This window comes from Chloroflexus sp., assembly GCF_034432675.1.
Classification (GTDB): Bacteria; Chloroflexota; Chloroflexia; order Chloroflexales; family Chloroflexaceae; genus Chloroflexus.
This window is the reverse complement of record NZ_DAOUBI010000118.1, coordinates 1-18,294: the sequence shown is the minus strand read 5'-3', so window position 1 is coordinate 18,294 and position 18,294 is coordinate 1. Positions and strand designations below refer to the sequence as shown.

The following is an 18,294-nucleotide window of genomic DNA, read 5'->3' as shown; positions in this document are numbered from 1 at the left end:
GTATCACGCAGGACTGCGGCATCGAACGCGCCCAGCACCGCGCCGCTCGTGCCCAGCGGAATCCTATCGGTCTGGCGCTGCGGGCCTTCCTCCGCCTGGCATGTCACCGGTTGTGGACAGGCACGTTGTGGGGTGCGGCCAAAGCCGCCATTGTCCGTGAGGCAATACGGGCCTCCTTGGCCCATCCATGCTCTACCCAGCTCTCAACTGCGTAACTTCTGTTCGATATAACCCTTGACGTTTGTGGGTGATGGTAGGGGCGGGTTCAGAACCCGCCCCTACTTTGATGGACGTTGCATGTTGCTGATCATATTGCCATCACGTATGGATAGTTGACGATGTCGTCGCGAATGCGATTTGGGGATGCCTGGCTACGGATGATGTAGTCGTTCTCATTGCGCCGCCAGATGAGTACGCCAGGTGTGCCGCAGTATTTGTAAATCCTACGGGCAGACATGTTGTGCATCGACGAGTGATGTGCGTTCATCGCACATAGTGAACGATCATAGGTAGCACTGCCTATCACCGGATATGCCACGATCCGTAACTATCCATCCCACTGCGACGATCCATGGGAATTACCGGCATAACCCGGATGGATGCGAGGTAAGTAGAAGAACGCAGCTATACCGTCAGTAATGGCACCATCCGCACCCAGTGGTGGTCATCACAAGAGATGCGGCGAACGAGGGGATGCCAAAAGGGTATGCCCTGGATCGCGTGCCACGTAGTGGATTGTATCTTCGATATAACCCTTGACATTTGTGGATGATGGTAGGGGCGGGTTCAGAACCCGCCCCTACTTCGTTCGATGGATATTGCATGTTCCCGTATCAGATTGAACTCAAGTTGCCACATATACTGTAAGCAGACCATGGAGGATGACTTTCAGGACGAACTGCACGACGTTTCCCTCAACACCGTATGGCTTACCGCATAACGATGTAGGGAGCAATCAGTTCCTATGAACGTGCTACATCACGCCTCACGGAAACAATCCGAGTTATCCACATCCTCTGTACCCGCTGTGTCTCTGTGGTGACAAAGGTAGCAACCTGGGATATCAGATTTAACACGTCCTATATCGACATGCACCAATAACAAAAGGGCCGGTCATTTTCTGACCGGCCCTCACCCACCACATCCGGGAAGCGTTACGGTAACGGCCCAGCTTGCGGTGGCCAGCCACGAGCAACGTAATCGCCCATAGTAATCACAAATAGAATAATCAGCCAGACAAATGCACCGGCAGCGTAGACCTGAGTAATCCGGCTGCTCACCTTCACATGCATAAAGTAAACGATAATCAAGACCGTTTTTGCTATCGCAATGCTCATTGCAATCGTCACTGCCAGCCAGCCCGGAATATGGATCAGGTTTTTCTCCACCCACCAAGCAGCGACGGTCAGCACCATAAGTACCATCAGCGCTGCGAAGACCCGATAATAGGTCCCCCGCGAGATATGGGCATGCCCAGCGCCGTGGTGGTGAGCATGTTGATGTTCATGTCGCTCGGCCATCGCGCCCTCCTAAACTAGATAGAAGAGTGGGAAGAGAAATACCCAGATAATGTCAATCAGGTGCCAGTAAAGACCTCCAATCTCAACCGGCGTAAAGTAGGTTGGTGAGAACCGATCACGGAGTGCCATTGCCGTGATCGTCCCCATCACTCCCAGACCGATCAGCATGTGGATGGCATGCAGACCGGTCGCACAGAAATAGAGAAAGAAGAACAGTTGATGACCGGATTGCATCAGACCGGTGGCAGCCCCATGACCGGCACTCGTCCCATGAGTAGCACCCGTCGTGCCGTGCTCCGCAGGAAACAGGAAGCCACGTCCTGGTACCAGACATTCATGACTCTCGTGCAAATTGGTACCAGTAATCCAACTGATCGGGTCTTTCGCACCGGCACAGTGCGCAAACTTCTCGCTATACTCATAGCCCTTAATTACCAGGAAGGTCACCCCAAGCAGCATCGTCAAAACCAGCATGGTCAACAACCGCTGCTTGTTGCCTTCCTCAGCAGCATTAACCGCCAGTGCCACGGTCAACGAGCTAACCAGCAGTACCACCGTATTGACCGTGGCCAGCGGTGTATTCAGCAGTGCCGCCGACTCTTCCCAAGCCTCGGGAAAAGCCCATCGGTAGACAATGTAGGCCATGAAGATACCACCGAAGAGCATAATTTCGGTAACCAGGAAGGCCCACATGCCTAGCGTTGCCGCCTCTTTCTGCTGTTCCGGCGTCTCGAACTGATGTTGCAGTTCAGGGCCGTGCGTATGGGCATGTGCCTCTTCGTGAGTGATCGTTGCCAACGCTCTCTCCTCTGTCTTTACCTATCAACGCCACTACCGACAATCTCATATCTGGTATTCGGGCTACCAGCACCCTCAACCTTATAGAGGTGAACCCGGTCGCCAGGACGCTGCATCGCGCTCGGCAGCTTCCGGCGGATACGCATACGCCTCTTCGGTCACAATCGGCGTCTTGTCAAAGTTATAGGTAGGTGGCGGCGACGATGTTTTCCATTCCAGACCGGTCGCTCCCCACGGGTTGTCACCGGCAATCCGCCCCTTCCACAGCGAGATACCCAGATAGATAAGCGGCACGATGAAGCCAATCGCCAGAATGCTGGCACCAGCCGTGCTCATCACGTGCAAAACCTGGAACTCCGGCGGATAGACGTGATAGCGCCGGGGCATACCCAGGTAGCCGAGAATAAACTGGGGGAAGAAGGTCATATTAAAGCCAACGAAGATGATCAGTGCCGCAATGCTACCCCAGGTCTCGTTGTACATGCGACCGGTCATCTTCGGCCACCAGAAATGAATACCTCCCAGATAGGCCATAATCGTACCACCCACCATCACATAATGAAAGTGGGCTACCACAAAGTAGGTATCGGTCACGTGCAGGTCAACCGCTACCACACCAAGAAAGATACCAGTCAGACCACCAATCACGAATAGACCGATAAAACCGAGCGCGTACAACATCGGTGTACGATAGCTAATCGAACCTTTGTAAAGCGTCGCCGTCCAGTTAAAGACCTTAATCGCCGATGGGATTGCAACCAGCATAGTGATAAACGAGAAGATCAAACCCGCGTACACCGACTGGCTGCTCACGAACATGTGGTGCCCCCAGACCAGAAAGCCCAGGATAGCAATGGCAATGCTCGAAAAGGCAATAAACTCGTAGCCAAATATACGCTTGCGCGAGAAGGTACTGATCAGTTCGCTAATCACACCCATTGCCGGCAAAATCATGATGTAGACCGCTGGATGCGAGTAGAACCAGAAGAGGTGCTGGAACAGGAGCGGATCACCGCCCAACGCCGGATCGTAAATGCCGATACCCCAAACCCGCTCAACAATCACCAGCAGCAGAGCGATACCCAATACCGGTGTTGCCAGGATCTGAATAATACTGGTTGCGTAGTTTGCCCAGATGAAGAGTGGCAGACGGAACCAGGTCAGGCCGGGTGCCCGCATTTTGTGGATGGTGACGATGAAATTAAGACCGGTCAAGATGGATGAGAAACCCATAATAAACGCACCGGTAATCGTCATCACCACGTTCGAGTTGGAATAGGTTGAGCTGAACGGCGTGTAGAACGTCCAGCCGGTATCAACACCACCGAAGACGGCTGCGATCAGTGCAAAAACACCACCAATCATGTAAAGATACCAACTCAACAGATTCAACCGTGGGAATGCTAGGTCACGGGCACCGATCATCAACGGTACCAGGAAATTACCCAGCACTGCTGGGATCGACGGAATTAGGAAGAAGAAGACCATGATCACGCCGTGCAGCGTGAAAGCCCGGTTATAGACATCCGACGACATCAGATCGCCCTGTGGGGTGATTAACTCAATCCGTACCACGGTAGCAGCCAGGCCACCAAGAAGGAAGAAGAAGTTAATCGCCAACAGGTAAAGAATTGCGATCCGCTTATGATCAACCGTTAGCAACCATGACTTAAGCCAATCAATAAACGTTCGCGAATGATCGTGGACATAGCTCGTCTGTGGAAGAGAAAGCGTGCTCATAGGCTAATTCCCCGTGTCGGCGAGTGACTTAATGTACGCAATCAGTTGGTTAAGCTGATCCTCGCTGATCTGCCCCTGATATGACGGCATGACCGGCGGATAACCAGCTACTACCTTTGCATTTGGATTAAGGATCGACTCGCGAAGGTAGTTTTCGTCAGCTGTAACCGTCGATCCATCAGTCATCTGTTCAGTTGCCCCATATAGCCCTTGCAAGCTCGGTCCAACGCCACCACCGGCCATCGCGTGGCAGCCGGCACAACCCAGGCTCGTGAAGAGACGGGACCCAGCCGCAGCCATTGAATCACCGAGATTTGCAGTTATCGTTGGCTGGCCCGTATCAATCGAACCATCGGGTAACACCACCGGCCCCGGGGTTGCCAGCCAGCGTTCATAATCGGCCAATGGCAGGGCAACAACCCGACCAATCATCAGCGAATGTTCAGTGCCGCAGTACTCGGCGCAGAACAGATGATACTCGCCGGGTTTGGTCGCCTCGAACCACATAACCGTATAGCGACCTGGTAACACATCTTGCTTTACACGGAACGCCGGAATGTAGAAGCTATGAATCACATCTTGTGATGTCATTATCAGCTTCACAGGCTGGCCAATTGGAACGTGCAGCTCATTATTCTCACGCTTACCGTTCGGATGCTGCACATGCCACATCCATTGCTTGCCGATCACATAGACATCCAGAGTGCGCACTGGTGGAGTTCGTATCTGTACGTACAAAAACGCACCCCAGAAGAAGACCAGCATGACCAGTATTAACGGAATTATCGTCCAGGTCAACTCCAATTTAAGATTGGAGTCTACCGGATTACGCCGATCAACCTTCTGACTACGGTGATAACGAACGATCAAGTAAAGAATGACAAACGGTAACACCCCAGCAAAAATGAGGCTCAGGGCCACCAGAAAGAAGTAGAGCTGATCAACCTGGCCTGCAAAAGTTGATGCCTGATCGGGAAATAACGGAAAATCGCGCATACCTTCGTCCTGTCCGGGGGCATTGCCGCCCCAGTCGCAACTACCACTAAGCCGGCACCGATTCGCGTGGTGGCGGCAAATTACCACCGGGTGTTGAACGACTCAACGTCACAATCAGTGTAATAATCCCGATCACCGTCAGGACGCCGGCAATCCGAAGGATTGTCATAATCGCCGGAGTATAACTACCGGTAACCGGATTGTATTGGTAGCACAGTAGCAAAATCTGATCAATCACACTACCGACCTTACCAGACGATGCCTCAACAATCCCAAGTCGCACATCAGAGGGATTAAACTCAATACCAAAGAAGTAACGAGCTGTTTTACCTTCTGGGGTCAGAACAACAAATCCGGCCGCGTGCGCGTACTGATCGATGGTTTCATCATAGAAATACCTAAAACCAATGGCATCAGCGACACGCCGGATCTGCTCCTCACTCCCGGTTAGAAAATGCCATCCCTGTTCGGCACCGGGCCGGGCATAGCGTTGCAACGTCAATGTTTTCACATTCGCCGCCATCATTGGCGTCTCAAGCGGATCAATACTGATATTGATCACCTGAAAATTACGTCCGGCGGTAAGCGTTACCTGTTGCAGTGCCGCCAGCACCCCTTCGCGTACAAACGAACAGAGCATTGGACACTCGTAGTAATTCATCACCAACACGACCGGCTGACCGGAGGTGAAGAACTGCCCTAGGCGAACCTGCTCCCCTTGCTCATCGATAAAGACGGCATCGAGCGGCACCTGTTCGCCCATACGCTGCTCGAAAGCGACATTATCAGCCGGATTTGGGCGGCCACCTTGCGCTGACACCACTGCGGGTGCCAGCAACAAGATGGCGAACCAGCCAATCAGCGTGATTAACGTCCGGCACTTCATGACAACATCTCACGATCTAGTGGTTGATACCGGCTACTTGACGGCGTCCAAGCCGTGTTCTAGAATTAGTTCCATTGCCCGCTCGATAGGAATATGCGCACGACCGGCCCGTTCATTCACCCAGCCATAACTCTCCAGGCGCTCGGTAGCCTCGGTGATAATCCGATCACCATCAATGCGCGGATTTTGTTCAAGACGTGGCGCCGGTGGTATCTGCATCTGCGACACCTCACTATTGGAGAGAGTATTGCTAGCATCGGTCAACGAACCAGCTGTGATCGCCAGAAATCCTGCCATCAAGCCAAAAGCCAGCAATAATACGACGCCAACTATCACCACGCCCCAAACTATCGGCTGTGAACGAGCATCACTTACTTCGTGATTCAGCGCCAGACTCTCGGCGGAAGGACCTTCACTATGGGCATGAGCGTGACTCATAGGACAATCTCCTCTAGCGATGGCACACGAAACAGTTGGTGAGACGGCCATCGGTGGGAATCTGATACTCGATCACCAGTTGTTGCCGTTCGGCCAGTGACAGCGCATTCACATCCCACTCCATATTGAAGACCTCTTCGCGGGGGCGAATGTAGTCTTCCGGTGCCCGGTGACACCCGAGACACCAACCCATGTAAAGCGGTTGGGCTTTAGCTGCCAACTGTTGTTGATCGATCCGGCCGTGGCACGAGCTACAACCAATACCTTTGGCAACGTGTACCGAGTGGTTGAAGTAGACAAAATCGGGCAGGTCATAGATTCGGTTCCAGACAACCGGCTCGCCAGTTTGATAACTATCTCGCACCACCTGCAGCAAGGGGCTAGTTGTCCAGACCTGCGAGTGGCACGACATACAGGTTTCTGTCGCTGGAAAACCAGCCGTGGCAGCCTTTTCAACGGTTGCGTGACAATAGCGACAATCGATCTTCAGTTCGCTAACGTGGTGTTTGTGACTGAAGGGAACCGGCTGGGCTTTGGCAACTCCTACATCAGTATACCATGGAGAGAGGTAGAAGCCGACCATCGCCGCGATGATTCCGATCACCAACAGCACCAGGCCGAAGAGACTGGCCAAAAAGATCGCATTTGCATTACGCGGAAAGATTTGAGCAGACATACGTTACGTCTCTCGCTCTCTAGCCTAGCGGCCGGCTCTTACTTGCTCTAGCTCAGCCTCACTTAACAGCGCAACATCGGCATTCTGGCTTAATTGCAGCGCACGCACATAAGCTGCAATTGCCCAACGATCTTCAGGTGGAATACGTGAAGCATAGCTATACATTCTGCCGACGCCGTTGGTGATCACGTCGAAGAAATAGCCTATCTGCACGGTACGTAGTCGATCTTGATGCAGACTTGGCACTGTCATCGGCCCACGATAGGCAATCACCCCTTGACCATCACCGACTAGACCATGACACGGAGCGCAGAAGGCATTGTAGCGTGATTGACCATGCGCAAGCAGGGCAGCATCAAGCTTAAGCTCTGGTGGCAATTGATCGGCCAATTGCCCTTCGATACGTCCGGTCATTAGAGGTGACTCGGGATTATAACTGTTGAGCGGTACTGTATTGGCCGGCGGCGGCTGCATCGCCCGGCCATCAGGAAAGAAGGTGCTGACATCGTTTGGCTTGTACTTGGGCTGGTCATACATATCAACGTGACACGCCACCAACAGAAAGCAGAGTGGCAGCCATGCCAGCCGTACCAGCCGGCTCAGGATTGATTTACGAACAGAGTACACCATACGCCAATGCTCGCTTCTAGTGCTGGTCAGATACGCTGACCAGCTTGCTGCTACCCTGCATGACCCCCACCATCGAGTGCTTCGCCAGGATTACGCACCCGTGCCAGATAGCTCGTGCGTGGCTTAAGATTCAGCTCATCGAAGACGGTATAGTTGTGTGGCTGCTGCTTGATCTGAGCTACCTGACTATTCGGATCGTTAATGTTACCGAAAACAATCGCCTGAGTTGGGCAAACCTGCTGACAGGCGGTGACAACCTCACCATCACGGATTGGCCGATTACCTTCGACCTTCGCCCTGATGCGCGCAGCACTGATCCGCTGCACACAGTAACTGCACTTCTCCATCACCCCCCGATTACGGACAGTCACGTCTGGATTGCGCATCAGCTTCAGGCTTTCACTGGTCAGGTCGCTGTACTGCAAGAAGTTGAACCGACGCACTTTGAAGGGGCAGTTGTTCGAGCAGTACTTCGTACCAACACAGCGGTTGTAGACCATGTTGTTGATGCCCTCGGCATCGTGAACAGTCGCTGCGACCGGGCAAACCAGCTCACATGGAGCTTGCTCGCAGTGCGCACAGGTCATCGGCATCAAGTAAGCTTCTGGATTATCAAGATCTTCGCCGGCATAGTAGCGATCAATCCTGATCCAGTGCATTTCACGACCACGCGCGACCTGATCCTTACCGACAATCGGGATATTGTTTTCGGCCTGACAGGCAATCACACAGGCATTACAGCCGATACACGCCGACAGGTCGATAACCATGCCCCACTGATGACCAACGCTGTAGTCGTAGCCGGGGAGTGATCCGGGCATCAACGACTGATACTTTGGCTTCTGCTCGGGTGAACCGTACTTTTCGGTGTAGACCTCTTTGGCAATATATTTCGGGTCTTCCTTAAAGCGGGCAAATTCACCGGCACGTACCACATCGCGCCCTTCGAGCGTCCAGTGATCCTGGGTGCTGACCAGCAGGTAGCGTTCATTGGTCGCTGTTGCACTCACACCACTGATCAGCCAGGGGGTAGCACTCACACGCAGGCGATAGGTATTAAACCCGGCTCCGGCAGCTACCTGACCACCCTGCTCACGGCCATACCCAAGAGTTACCGTGATCGTGTCATCGGCATGGCCCGGCACAATCCAGATCGGGAGCCGCAGCGTACCAACCGGTGTTGTCACGTCGATCATACGACCATTTTCACCAGCCAAACGTTCTAGCGCCTGCTCACGTGCCCGCCCTGGCGCGGCTAGACTGGCTGGATCGAAAGGTAGATTGAGCAAGCGGATCGCAGTTCGTGGACTAACAAGGGCTGCATTGTCCCAGGTCAGCTTCGTCATTGGACGTGGCAACTCTTGAAGCCAGCCATTGTTGGCGAAGCGACCATCCCAAATCGCCGGATCGGGGCGGAAGATCAGCTCAAGCCCTGTTGAAGGTGTCGGCGCTTCCAAACGCAGGCCACTCACCAGCGCAACCTGCACGGGGGCAAAGCGTGAGCCTTCGATCACTCCTGTGCTCAAGGCACGCTTGAAGAAATCGTCGAAAGCCTCATCTTCAAGGCCGGTCTGCTGTTGCCAGTAAGACCGCACAATATCGTAATCGGTTGCCCCGATGGTACCATTCAACACTGCCAGCAGCTCGTGTGCCGAGCGCGAACTGTACAATGGCCGGATCAGTGGCTGAACGATGCTTGCTGTACCATCGTAGGCACGGGCATCCGACCATGACTCGAGGGGATGGGTCAGCGGAATAAACCAGGTCGCCAGCTCTGCCGTCTCATCTTCGTAGGGATTCAGCACCACGACTTGTTTAGCCTGGCGCATTGCCTCAGCAAAACCCAGATCTGCCGGCGCGGTAAAGGCAGGGTTGCTGTCAATGATCACCAACAACTCGACACTCCCAGCACGCAGATCGTTGACCAGAGTTACCAGGTCCTGCGGATCACTTGGCTGAGCTACCGGCTCGGTGTACTCCACCGTCGTACCAACGGCACCGAGCTGAAGATTGATGGCGTGGGCAATCGCGTGCACAACCGGTGGCTGTGCTTCGCCAACCACCACCACCGCACGATTTCCGGCCCGGCGCAGATCGGCCACCACAGCAGCAACCCACTGCTGCTGCGCTTCGTTCAAACCGGTCGCCGGCGCAACTGCGGTTACGCCCAACTGAGTCGCGATAGCGGCCGCCAGTTGGCCAACCATACCGGCAGGTACTGCCAGGCGATGATCGGCAATCGCACCGGTCGGTGAGAAGACCGGTTCAGCGACGTACAGCCGACTCATCGTAGAGGTCTCTGCCCGCACTCGTCGCCGTTGCATCAGATCGCGAGCGTAGCGCACACGACCAGGACCTTCGCTGACAAAATCGGCGTCCAGCACCAGCACTATATCGGCTTCGGCAAAGTTATAGCGCGGCTCATACGGCGACCCAAACGCCAGCCTGGTACCGGCATAGGTATTGCTGCGGCCAACTGGATCGTACTGAATCCAGCGCGCCGCTGGGAAATTGGTCAGCAGCTCGTTGATCTGGGCACGGAGCGTCGGCGAAGTGATCGTCGGGGTCAATAGCCGCAGACCCTGTCCCTGTAACGCACGCTGCACCTGCAAGGTCTCGGTAAGCGCACCGACGAACGTCTCCCAGGTGCTGAGCAAACCATTGCGGCGCACTATCTTAGGCCGATCAGGATCGTACAATGCCAGCAACTCAGCCTGCGCAAACACATCGGTTGCACCAAGGCTAGCCGGATGCACAGGGTTACCTTCGATTTTGGTTGGACGTCCTTCATGGCTCTTGACCGTCACACCAAGGGCAAACCCGTCGAGCATCACAGCGGTCGCGTAGTAGTTTGGAACACCGGGAATTTGATCACGCGGTGCACGGGCAAAGGGAGCAACCTGTTCTTGCGGCTGTTTGATCGCAAAGGTACAGCCAGAGAGGCCGGCAAGCGCCAGCGACGCCCCCATCAGCTTGAGGAATGTCCGACGAGAAACCGGATCGGCCAGTTCACTCGCTCCTTGCGGAAATTCACGAGCAACCAGCTCTCGAAATGCTGGCGTATCGACCAGTTGATCGAGTGAACGCCAAAACTGTTTGCCACGCGCCTGCTGTAGTTGGGCACGAACGGCCTCGACCTCGGGCGCGGCAGGGTGAAGGTTCATCTCACTCATGTGCGTGGCCAGACTAGATACGTAGCGAGTCCTATTCCGCTCTCAAACTTGTGAATTCAGGCACATTCAATCACTTCCGATTATAACAGAAAACTACGCTGTCAATGCTGTATGCTTCATACCTTTTGCATCCAGGTGTTGTATCTGCTAGGAATAGCGGAAATCTCAATTCTTTCTAGTCTTGATAGTTGCTACAGAACTGACGATGGTCGTAGCCAATAAAATGCCGGCATCGTGACCGGCTGCGGCGCGATCTTTGTGCCTGTTAGTGCAATTATAGTAGCATACTTTGCGGAAAATGCGCAACATGAACAAGCCCTGTGCAGGTCATCTATCATTACAATGACTGCACAGGGTTGTAAGAAATCACTGATAGCTATTGTTAGGCCGAGGCTGCAAATACTCGATACGATTCATCAAGCAATTCGATAATATACCGCACCTGGACATCTTTACCCCGACGGCGCAGTTCACCCGCTAGTTGGAGAGCACAGCCGGGATTGGCGGTGGCAATAATCTCGGCACCAGTCGTGAGCGCGTTGTCGATTTTGCGAGCACCCAGGCTCATTGCCATTTCGGGCTGGGTGACATTATAGATACCGGCACTTCCACAACACAATGATGACTCTGGCATCTCTTTCAGGGTCAAGCCGGGAATTGCTGTGAGCAACACACGTGGCTGCGCACTGATTCGTTGGGCATGCACCAGGTGGCACGGCTCCTGATAGGTGACGGTAATGTTGAGCCGACCCAAGGCGCTGCGATTGAAGTCGATACCGGCAAGAAATTCGTGAACATCTTTCACTTTAGCGCTGAACTGTTCGGCACGTTCACGCCACGCTGGATCGTCGTGCAAGAGATGCCCATACTCTTTGAGTGTGCTACCGCAGCCGGCAGCATTGACGATAATCGCATCGACGCCCAACCCTTCAAACGCTGCAATATTGCGCCGAGCCAGCTCACGACCACCGTCGAGATCGCCTCCATGCGTATGTAGCGCCCCACAACACCCCTGATCTGGCGGCAAAATAACCTCACAGCCGTTCTTGCGCAGTACCCGAATCGTTGCTTCGTGCACGTGGGCAAATGCGGTGCTCATAATGCAGCCGGTAAGCAGGGCTACACTGTAGCGGCGTTCGCCCTCGGCGGGGAAAATCTGCCCCTTTGGTACGCTGTAATGCGAGCTGATCGGAGGCAGCATTGCTTCGGTATCGGCCAGACCAAACAGCTTGAGGAGACCACTCTTGCGGGCCAGCCACTGGACACCGCTCCGCTGGTAGAGGCGCATCATGGTCGAGAAGAGGCGAAATAGCTCCATACGCTTGAACAGTAGCCCGAAAACAGCACCGCGCAATGCACGCTGCCAGAGGGGCCGCGGCGGTAACCTCGGTTCAGGCGCACCGGGTGTGGCCGGTGGCCCGGCTTTGCCGGCTCGCGCCTGCTCGATCTGGGCTCGGCTGGCCTCGAGAATAGCGCCGTACTGCACCCCCGACGGGCAGACTGCCTCGCACGCCCGGCAATTCAGACAGAGGCTCATCTGCTCTTGAAATACGTCACTAGCGAGACTGATGCGCCCTTCATCAACTGCTTTCATCAGGTAAATACGACCGCGTGGCGAAGCCATTTCCAGTCCGGTTTCGCGGTACGTGGGACACGACGACAGACACAAACCGCAGTGAACGCAGGTATTGATGATGTCGGAACTAGGTTTATCTTTGGTGCTAAAGCCGATGAGTGGAATTATCGGCTGCACCGATGATGGCGAAGATTGGGTAACAGTCACAGGTGATTCTCCTCTTGGCTTATACACGAGTATCGCTAAACCAGAATGCCGCTGGATTCATGTGGTTGTGCGGATCAATCGCTACCTTGAGCGCCTGCATCCGGCTGAGAGCCGCTGGCGGCTGCCCCCATACAGAAGCTTGTGGAACAAACACCGGTGGCGCAGCCAGTATGCGCGTATGGGGGAAGGCAGCGACCAGATCGGCGTGAAAGGCAGCGATTGAAGTGACATCACCGGTTGTTTGGATGTAGATAATTCCGGACAACGCATGCGCCGTTATCTCAATCGCAACCTGGTGCCGAGCAGCACGCTGCTCGATAGTCTGGATCGCAGTTGCACTTTGAGCCGGCCAGACTCCCACTCGTAGCAAGACGCCGTTGGCGATTGGCGCATAGCGCGAAACCGTCTGTTGCCAGAACGTTGTCTCCTCAACATCTCGTAGTACAGTCACAGACGCATCGTGCCGGTGAGCCAGTGCAGTCGCTTCACGCATGTGACGTTCAACCGCTGCCGGATGACCCTCGGCACGCACTGCAACAACGATGGCCTGCGTATCAGCCAGATATTCAACAGCTGTCGGCAAGAGACGACTGGCCGCCAGATGGTCGATCAATGCCCAGGCAGCGGTTGGCGTGGTCAGATGAGCAAGCAAGGTCGCACTCGCCGGTGGTTGCGGAAATACCTTCAGCGCTACTGCTGTAATCAGACCAAGCGTCCCAGCACTGCCAACGTAGAGCTTTACCAGATCGTAGCCAGTCACATTCTTGACCACCTGCGCACCGAGACGTACCGGCGTGCCATCAGGTTCAATCACATCGAGGGCCAATACCCAATCACGGAACGAACCATAGCCCAGGCGTCGTGGCCCATCAACAGCAGTAGCGACCAGACTGCCTAAGCTCTGCTGGGCATCGGCCACATCGAGGGGAAGCATCTGACGATGTGGCGCAAGCAAGCTCTGCAATTCGGCCAGCGTGGTACCAGCGGCAACTTTGATGGTCAGGTCGTTCGGTTCGTAGACGAGCGCACCACGCCAGTGTTGCGTCGAGACGGTCACGGCGGTGGGTGATCGTGCGGTACAACCACCGGTTGGCACAACGGGAAGACCGGCGTGATGGCAGACTCGCAGCAATTCGGCAGCAGCATCTGGTGTTGCTGGTGCCATGTATGACCCAGGGACAGGTGCTGACGTCACACTCGCCGGATCACGCTGTTGCAGCCGCATCGCCCGAGCCGCGGCCAGATCAGCCGGTGGGATATCGGATGGAAAGATTTTTGCCGGGTTGAAGCAACCGGTCGGGTTAAAGACCTGATGAATCGTGGCGTGCAATTGCAATTCAGCCGGCGAGAAGAAACGGGGCAGATATTCACACTTTTCTAGGCCGATCCCATGCTCACCGCTGACCACACCACCGTGCTCAATACTCAACTCGAGGACTCCGGCAGCAATTGCATGTGCGCGCTGACGTTGATCAGGATCGCGAGGATCGTACAGCACCAGTGGGTGCAAATTACCATCGCCGGCGTGGAAGACGTTGCATACTTCCATACCGTATTCGGCCCGTAAACGTTCAACGTGCTCCATCATCAGCGGTAGCCTGGTACGCGGTACTACGGTATCAACCAGATAGTAGGCCGGTGCCAGCCGACCAATCGCCCCCGCCACCGATTTACGTGCCATCCAGACTCTGGCCTGTGTCGCCGGATCACGAGCCGGACGGAGGTCGAAAGCGCCATGATCGCGACAGATGGTAATAATCTGATCTAGTTGGTCATCGAGTCCATCTTGAACGCCATCAACCTCAATAATTAGGGCTGTTGTACCGTTCGTTTCAGGTAATCCCAGGCGATACGCACTGTTGACTGCCCGGATCGCATTGTGATCCATGACTTCGAGCGAAGTGGGTAACGAACCAGAGGCAATCACTGCGCTCACTGCTGCCGCCGCAGCAACAACCGTCGGAAAGAGGGCTAACACGACACGTACTGCTTCAGGGAGTGGCGTTAGCCGCACAATCGCTGCCGTGACAACCCCCAACGTTCCTTCACTGCCGACAATTAGACCGGTCAAGTCGTACCCGACGGAATCGATCACCCCATCACCCGTCCAGTAACGCTGACCGGTATGATCAACCACCTCAACGGCGATCACGTGATTGCTGGTTACCCCGTACTTCAGGCAATGTGGACCACCGGCGTTGGTTGCAATATTGCCGCCAATCGTACTGGCACGCTGCGATGAGGGATCGGGGACAAACTGATAGCCAAGGGGAGCCAGATGGGCATTCAAGTCGGCGTTTACCACACCAGGCTGGACAATGGCCAGCCGCGAACGAACATCAACGGTCGTGATGTTGGTCATACGAGCGGTACTGATCAGCAGACCACCACAGAGAGGCACAGCCCCGCCTGCAATACCTGTACCGGCACCACGTGCTACCACGGCCAACCCTTCACGGACGGCCAGACGCACAGCAGTTGCGACCTGGCCGGCATCTTTCGGTAGCACCACAAGCTGTGGCGGATGAGAGACAATCATGCTGCCGTCGGAGTCGTAGGTCAGCAATGCCTCTGGCGCAGTTACTACGGCATCAGCGCCGAGGACAGCTCGCAACTCGGCAACAAGTTTATCCGGCACGATAACCGGGGTCACGGTATACTGCTCCTTTGCCTGCAGGGTCATCAGACCACAAAACGACCGGGATTCAAGAGATGTTCGGGATCGAATTCCTGCTTGATCCGCTGCATCAGATCAAGATTTGGGAGCTGTGCGCCGAACACCGGCGCCTCAACCACGAGGGCTGCCGGCGCTGCCATGATTGTTGTCTGCGGGGCAGCTTGAAGGATGGCAGCATGCCACTCGCGCAACTGATCGACAGCGCCACGTACCCGCAGATAGGCAATCCCATTCAGAGCCCTGATTGTTCCTTGGAACGGTACATTCAAGCGTTGTGCCGCCGTTCGCGCTGTACGTAAAACCCCCGGCATCGTGGCGGGTAAACAGGTAATGCGGACAACCAGCTCATCTTCCGCGACCGTTGCCGTCTGCGGCAAATCGTTGATCGCCGTCCAGAAACTGCTATGCGCCTCATCGAGCAACACGTCAGCCCGAACCCCAGTCTGCGTCGCGAATGAGGTTACATCGCGCAGGTGACGTTCAACTGCTGCCGGTAAGCCCTCGCTACGCACGGCCAGCGCGAACGTCGCGCCGGTCAGTTCAACGCCCTCAAGGTATTCAACCGCCACCGGTGTCAGTTGACCGGCGGCAATAGCATTGACCACTTTCCACAATGGTTCGGGGCTTGTGGCACGGCATAGAATACTGGCAGCCGCTCGCGGTTGGGGGATCAGCTTGAAGTTCGCGGAAGCGATAATTGCCAGCGTCCCAAAGCTACCGAGGTAGAGCTTCATCATATCGAAGCCACTGACATTCTTGACCACCATCCCGCCGGCTTTCGAGATACGACCGGTTGCTTCAACAACCCGAATCCCGATCAACAGATCGCGCGTCGAACCGTACCCCAGCCGACGTGGGCCATCCATCGCTGTAGCCAGCAACCCACCAACTGTCGCCCGTTCAGGCAGTGGCGCATCGATGGGCAACATCTGGCCATTGGCCGCCAGCGCAGTGCTGAGTGCGCCCAGCGTCATCCCGGCTTCTACTGAAATGGTCAGATCGTCGGGCGTATAGTCCAGAATACGGCTCAGACGATTGGTGATCACAACCGCAAAAGGACGGGCAGGCGGACGGCTCCACATCTGCTGCGTACCACCACCCCACGGCACAATTGCCACACGCTCTGCTGCCAGGTGAGCGACTGTCTGGGCTAATTCCTCAAGCGAGCCGGGAGCAACCGACAGTAATGGTGATTGACCGTAGATTGCGTACCCAGTGGGATGATCAACTACGTATTGTTCACCAACCAGCGCTGTCAGATCAGCAAGCAATGATCCGTTATTCATCTGCGTTAACTCGACTTCAAAGCGCTCCAGGCCACACCCGAACGTCGCAACGCTGCCAGTTCACCACAACCACGACCCTTGGGAAACACCTTGCCGGGATTAAACAAATCGTGCGGATCGAAACTCTGATGCAGGCCAGCCATCGCAGCTAGATCATCGGTCGAGAAGAGCAGCGTCATATAATCCTGCTTTTCGACCCCAATCCCATGCTCGCCGCTGATCACCCCGCCAAAATCAATACTCACCTGCATCACACTGGTCGCTGCCTCCAGCGCACGTTGATTCTGTGAGCGGTCACGGCGATCAAAGAGGATGATGGGATGGAGATTACCATCACCGGCATGAAAGACATTGGCAATCGGCAGCCGGAATTCACGTGAAATGCGACCCACTTCGTCCATGGTTTGGGGTAGTTTAGTGCGCGGCACAACCGTATCAACCAGATAATAGGTTGGCGCGAGACGTCCCATCGCGCCAAACGCATTCTTGCGCGCAGCCCAGACCTGATTCTGTTCAGCCAGAGTACGGGCCGGACGCACATCGATGGCACCGTTGCGCCAACAGATCGCTGTCACATCGTTCAACAGCTCATCAAGACCGTCTTCGACGCCATCCACTTCAATGAGCAGCGCGGCACCGGCTGCTTCGGGCAGACCTAGCCGGTACATATCATTCACTGCTTTAATCGCCAGGCGATCCATAATTTCGAGCGCTGCCGGTAGTAAACCACTGGCAATCACCTGCGAAACAGTATTCGAGGCACCGGCAATATCAGGGAAAAGAGCGAGCACAACTCGTACCGCTTCGGGCAGACGGGTGAGCCGTAACCAAGCAGCGGTGACAAAACCGATAGTACCTTCCGAACCGGTGATTACACCGGTCAGATCGTAACCAGGGGTATACGCACTACCATCACCCGTCCAGATAATCGAGCCATCGGGCAACACAACCTGTACCGCCAGCACATGGCTGGCGGTAATCCCATATTTCAGACAGTGCGGGCCACCCGAATTATTGGCAATATTCCCACCAATCGTACAGGCTTTCTGGGAAGAGGGATCGGGAGCAAATTGATAGCCAAACGGCTTCAGATACTGTGACAACTCCCAGTTAATCACACCGGGCTGGCAGAGCACGCGCCCATTGGCAGTATCAACCTGCAAAATCTTGTCCATGCGAGCGGTGGAGATAACGATACCACCCTGCATTGGTGTAGCACCACCGGCCAGACCAGTACCGGCGCCACGGGGAACAATCGGCATGCCAGCCCGCGCAGCTAGCCGGACAATTGCCGCCACCTGCTCGGCACTGGTTGGCAAGGTCACTACGTGCGGCTCGTGTGTATCCATCACACAGCCATCGGCGTCGTAGGTAAGCAACGCATCAGGGCTAGCAACGACACCGCGTGGGCCGAGGATACGCTCAAGCTCTGCGATTAGTTCAGCACGGTTCATTCCGCACTCCTGCGGCCAGCCGGGCCGCACCCTGTGGGATTTTAATAGGAAATACTTTCAGAAGTAACTGGTTATGTATGTAGTATACCATAAATGCGGTCTGACACCAGAGATCGCCAATAGTTCGTGGAAGTTCCAGCCTGCCTCTTTCCTGCTGACATACTAGAACTTATTTCATAAAACGCTGTACTGTCGCGCTCTAACAACCATCTCCAGTGCATGATAGCACTGGAGATG

Annotated in this window: 13 protein-coding genes and 1 pseudogene; 1 reads left to right on the top strand and 13 read right to left on the bottom strand. The window is 55.1% G+C overall.

Annotated elements, in window-relative coordinates:
* A pseudogene (locus VAE55_RS08885) lies at positions 1-215 on the top strand (IS701 family transposase); the annotation flags it as partial.
* A 939-nt stretch (positions 216-1,154) separates the two neighbouring features.
* Here the strand turns inward: VAE55_RS08885 and VAE55_RS08880 are convergent.
* From VAE55_RS08880 to VAE55_RS08820, 13 genes are all read right to left on the bottom strand, one after another.
* Positions 1,155-1,520 (bottom strand): cytochrome C oxidase subunit IV family protein, encoded by a 366-nt coding sequence (locus VAE55_RS08880; protein WP_322815430.1) that lies wholly within the window; start codon positions 1,518-1,520, stop codon positions 1,155-1,157.
* A gap of 9 nt (positions 1,521-1,529) precedes the next feature.
* Positions 1,530-2,318 carry a cytochrome c oxidase subunit 3 gene (locus VAE55_RS08875; RefSeq protein WP_322815429.1) on the bottom strand — a complete coding sequence of 263 codons (789 nt, stop codon included), beginning with the start codon at positions 2,316-2,318 and terminating at the stop codon, positions 1,530-1,532.
* A gap of 81 nt (positions 2,319-2,399) precedes the next feature.
* Complete coding sequence (gene ctaD, locus VAE55_RS08870) at positions 2,400-4,058, bottom strand: cytochrome c oxidase subunit I (protein ID WP_322815428.1); 1,659 nt, start codon at positions 4,056-4,058, stop codon at positions 2,400-2,402.
* A 3-nt stretch (positions 4,059-4,061) separates the two neighbouring features.
* Positions 4,062-5,054 (bottom strand): cytochrome c oxidase subunit II, encoded by a 993-nt coding sequence (coxB, locus tag VAE55_RS08865; RefSeq protein WP_322815427.1) that lies wholly within the window; start codon positions 5,052-5,054, stop codon positions 4,062-4,064.
* Between the two features lie 46 nt (positions 5,055-5,100).
* A complete protein-coding gene (locus tag VAE55_RS08860; RefSeq protein ID WP_322815426.1) occupies positions 5,101-5,940 on the bottom strand; it encodes an SCO family protein in 840 nt (279 codons plus the stop codon).
* Positions 5,941-5,973: 33 nt separating this feature from the next.
* Positions 5,974-6,378 carry a hypothetical protein gene (locus VAE55_RS08855; RefSeq protein WP_322815425.1) on the bottom strand — a complete coding sequence of 135 codons (405 nt, stop codon included), beginning with the start codon at positions 6,376-6,378 and terminating at the stop codon, positions 5,974-5,976.
* 13 nt (positions 6,379-6,391) lie between these two features.
* The gene (locus VAE55_RS08850; RefSeq protein WP_012258004.1) at positions 6,392-7,054 is read right to left on the bottom strand and encodes a cytochrome c3 family protein; all 663 of its coding nucleotides are present in this window, start codon (positions 7,052-7,054) and stop codon (positions 6,392-6,394) included.
* Between the two features lie 24 nt (positions 7,055-7,078).
* Positions 7,079-7,684, bottom strand: coding sequence for a cytochrome c (locus VAE55_RS08845; protein WP_322815424.1), 606 nt, complete (start codon positions 7,682-7,684; stop codon positions 7,079-7,081).
* Positions 7,685-7,734: 50 nt separating this feature from the next.
* Entirely contained in the window at positions 7,735-10,857 is a 3,123-nt protein-coding gene (locus tag VAE55_RS08840; protein ID WP_322815423.1) for a TAT-variant-translocated molybdopterin oxidoreductase, read from the bottom strand.
* Between the two features lie 382 nt (positions 10,858-11,239).
* Complete coding sequence (locus VAE55_RS08835; protein ID WP_322815422.1) at positions 11,240-12,640, bottom strand: (Fe-S)-binding protein; 1,401 nt, start codon at positions 12,638-12,640, stop codon at positions 11,240-11,242.
* A 19-nt stretch (positions 12,641-12,659) separates the two neighbouring features.
* Entirely contained in the window at positions 12,660-15,293 is a 2,634-nt protein-coding gene (locus tag VAE55_RS08830) for an FAD-binding oxidoreductase (RefSeq protein WP_322815421.1), read from the bottom strand.
* Positions 15,294-15,322: 29 nt separating this feature from the next.
* The gene (locus VAE55_RS08825) at positions 15,323-16,603 is read right to left on the bottom strand and encodes an FAD-binding oxidoreductase (RefSeq protein ID WP_322815420.1); all 1,281 of its coding nucleotides are present in this window, start codon (positions 16,601-16,603) and stop codon (positions 15,323-15,325) included.
* Positions 16,604-16,608: 5 nt separating this feature from the next.
* A complete protein-coding gene (locus VAE55_RS08820) occupies positions 16,609-18,057 on the bottom strand; it encodes an FAD-binding oxidoreductase (protein WP_322815419.1) in 1,449 nt (482 codons plus the stop codon).
* Positions 18,058-18,294: the final 237 nt, after the last annotated feature.

Coding starts and splice junctions, on each gene's coding strand:
- coxB (WP_322815427.1), bottom strand. CDS start 5,054: ATGCGCGATTTTCCGTTATTTCCCGATCAGGCATCAACTTTTGCAGGC.
- VAE55_RS08850 (WP_012258004.1), bottom strand. CDS start 7,054: ATGTCTGCTCAAATCTTTCCGCGTAATGCAAATGCGATCTTTTTGGCC.
- VAE55_RS08845 (WP_322815424.1), bottom strand. CDS start 7,684: ATGGTGTACTCTGTTCGTAAATCAATCCTGAGCCGGCTGGTACGGCTG.
- VAE55_RS08825 (WP_322815420.1), bottom strand. CDS start 16,603: ATGAATAACGGATCATTGCTTGCTGATCTGACAGCGCTGGTTGGTGAA.
- ctaD (WP_322815428.1), bottom strand. CDS start 4,058: ATGAGCACGCTTTCTCTTCCACAGACGAGCTATGTCCACGATCATTCG.
- VAE55_RS08855 (WP_322815425.1), bottom strand. CDS start 6,378: ATGAGTCACGCTCATGCCCATAGTGAAGGTCCTTCCGCCGAGAGTCTG.
- VAE55_RS08840 (WP_322815423.1), bottom strand. CDS start 10,857: ATGAGTGAGATGAACCTTCACCCTGCCGCGCCCGAGGTCGAGGCCGTT.
- VAE55_RS08820 (WP_322815419.1), bottom strand. CDS start 18,057: ATGAACCGTGCTGAACTAATCGCAGAGCTTGAGCGTATCCTCGGCCCA.
- VAE55_RS08880 (WP_322815430.1), bottom strand. CDS start 1,520: ATGGCCGAGCGACATGAACATCAACATGCTCACCACCACGGCGCTGGG.
- VAE55_RS08860 (WP_322815426.1), bottom strand. CDS start 5,940: ATGAAGTGCCGGACGTTAATCACGCTGATTGGCTGGTTCGCCATCTTG.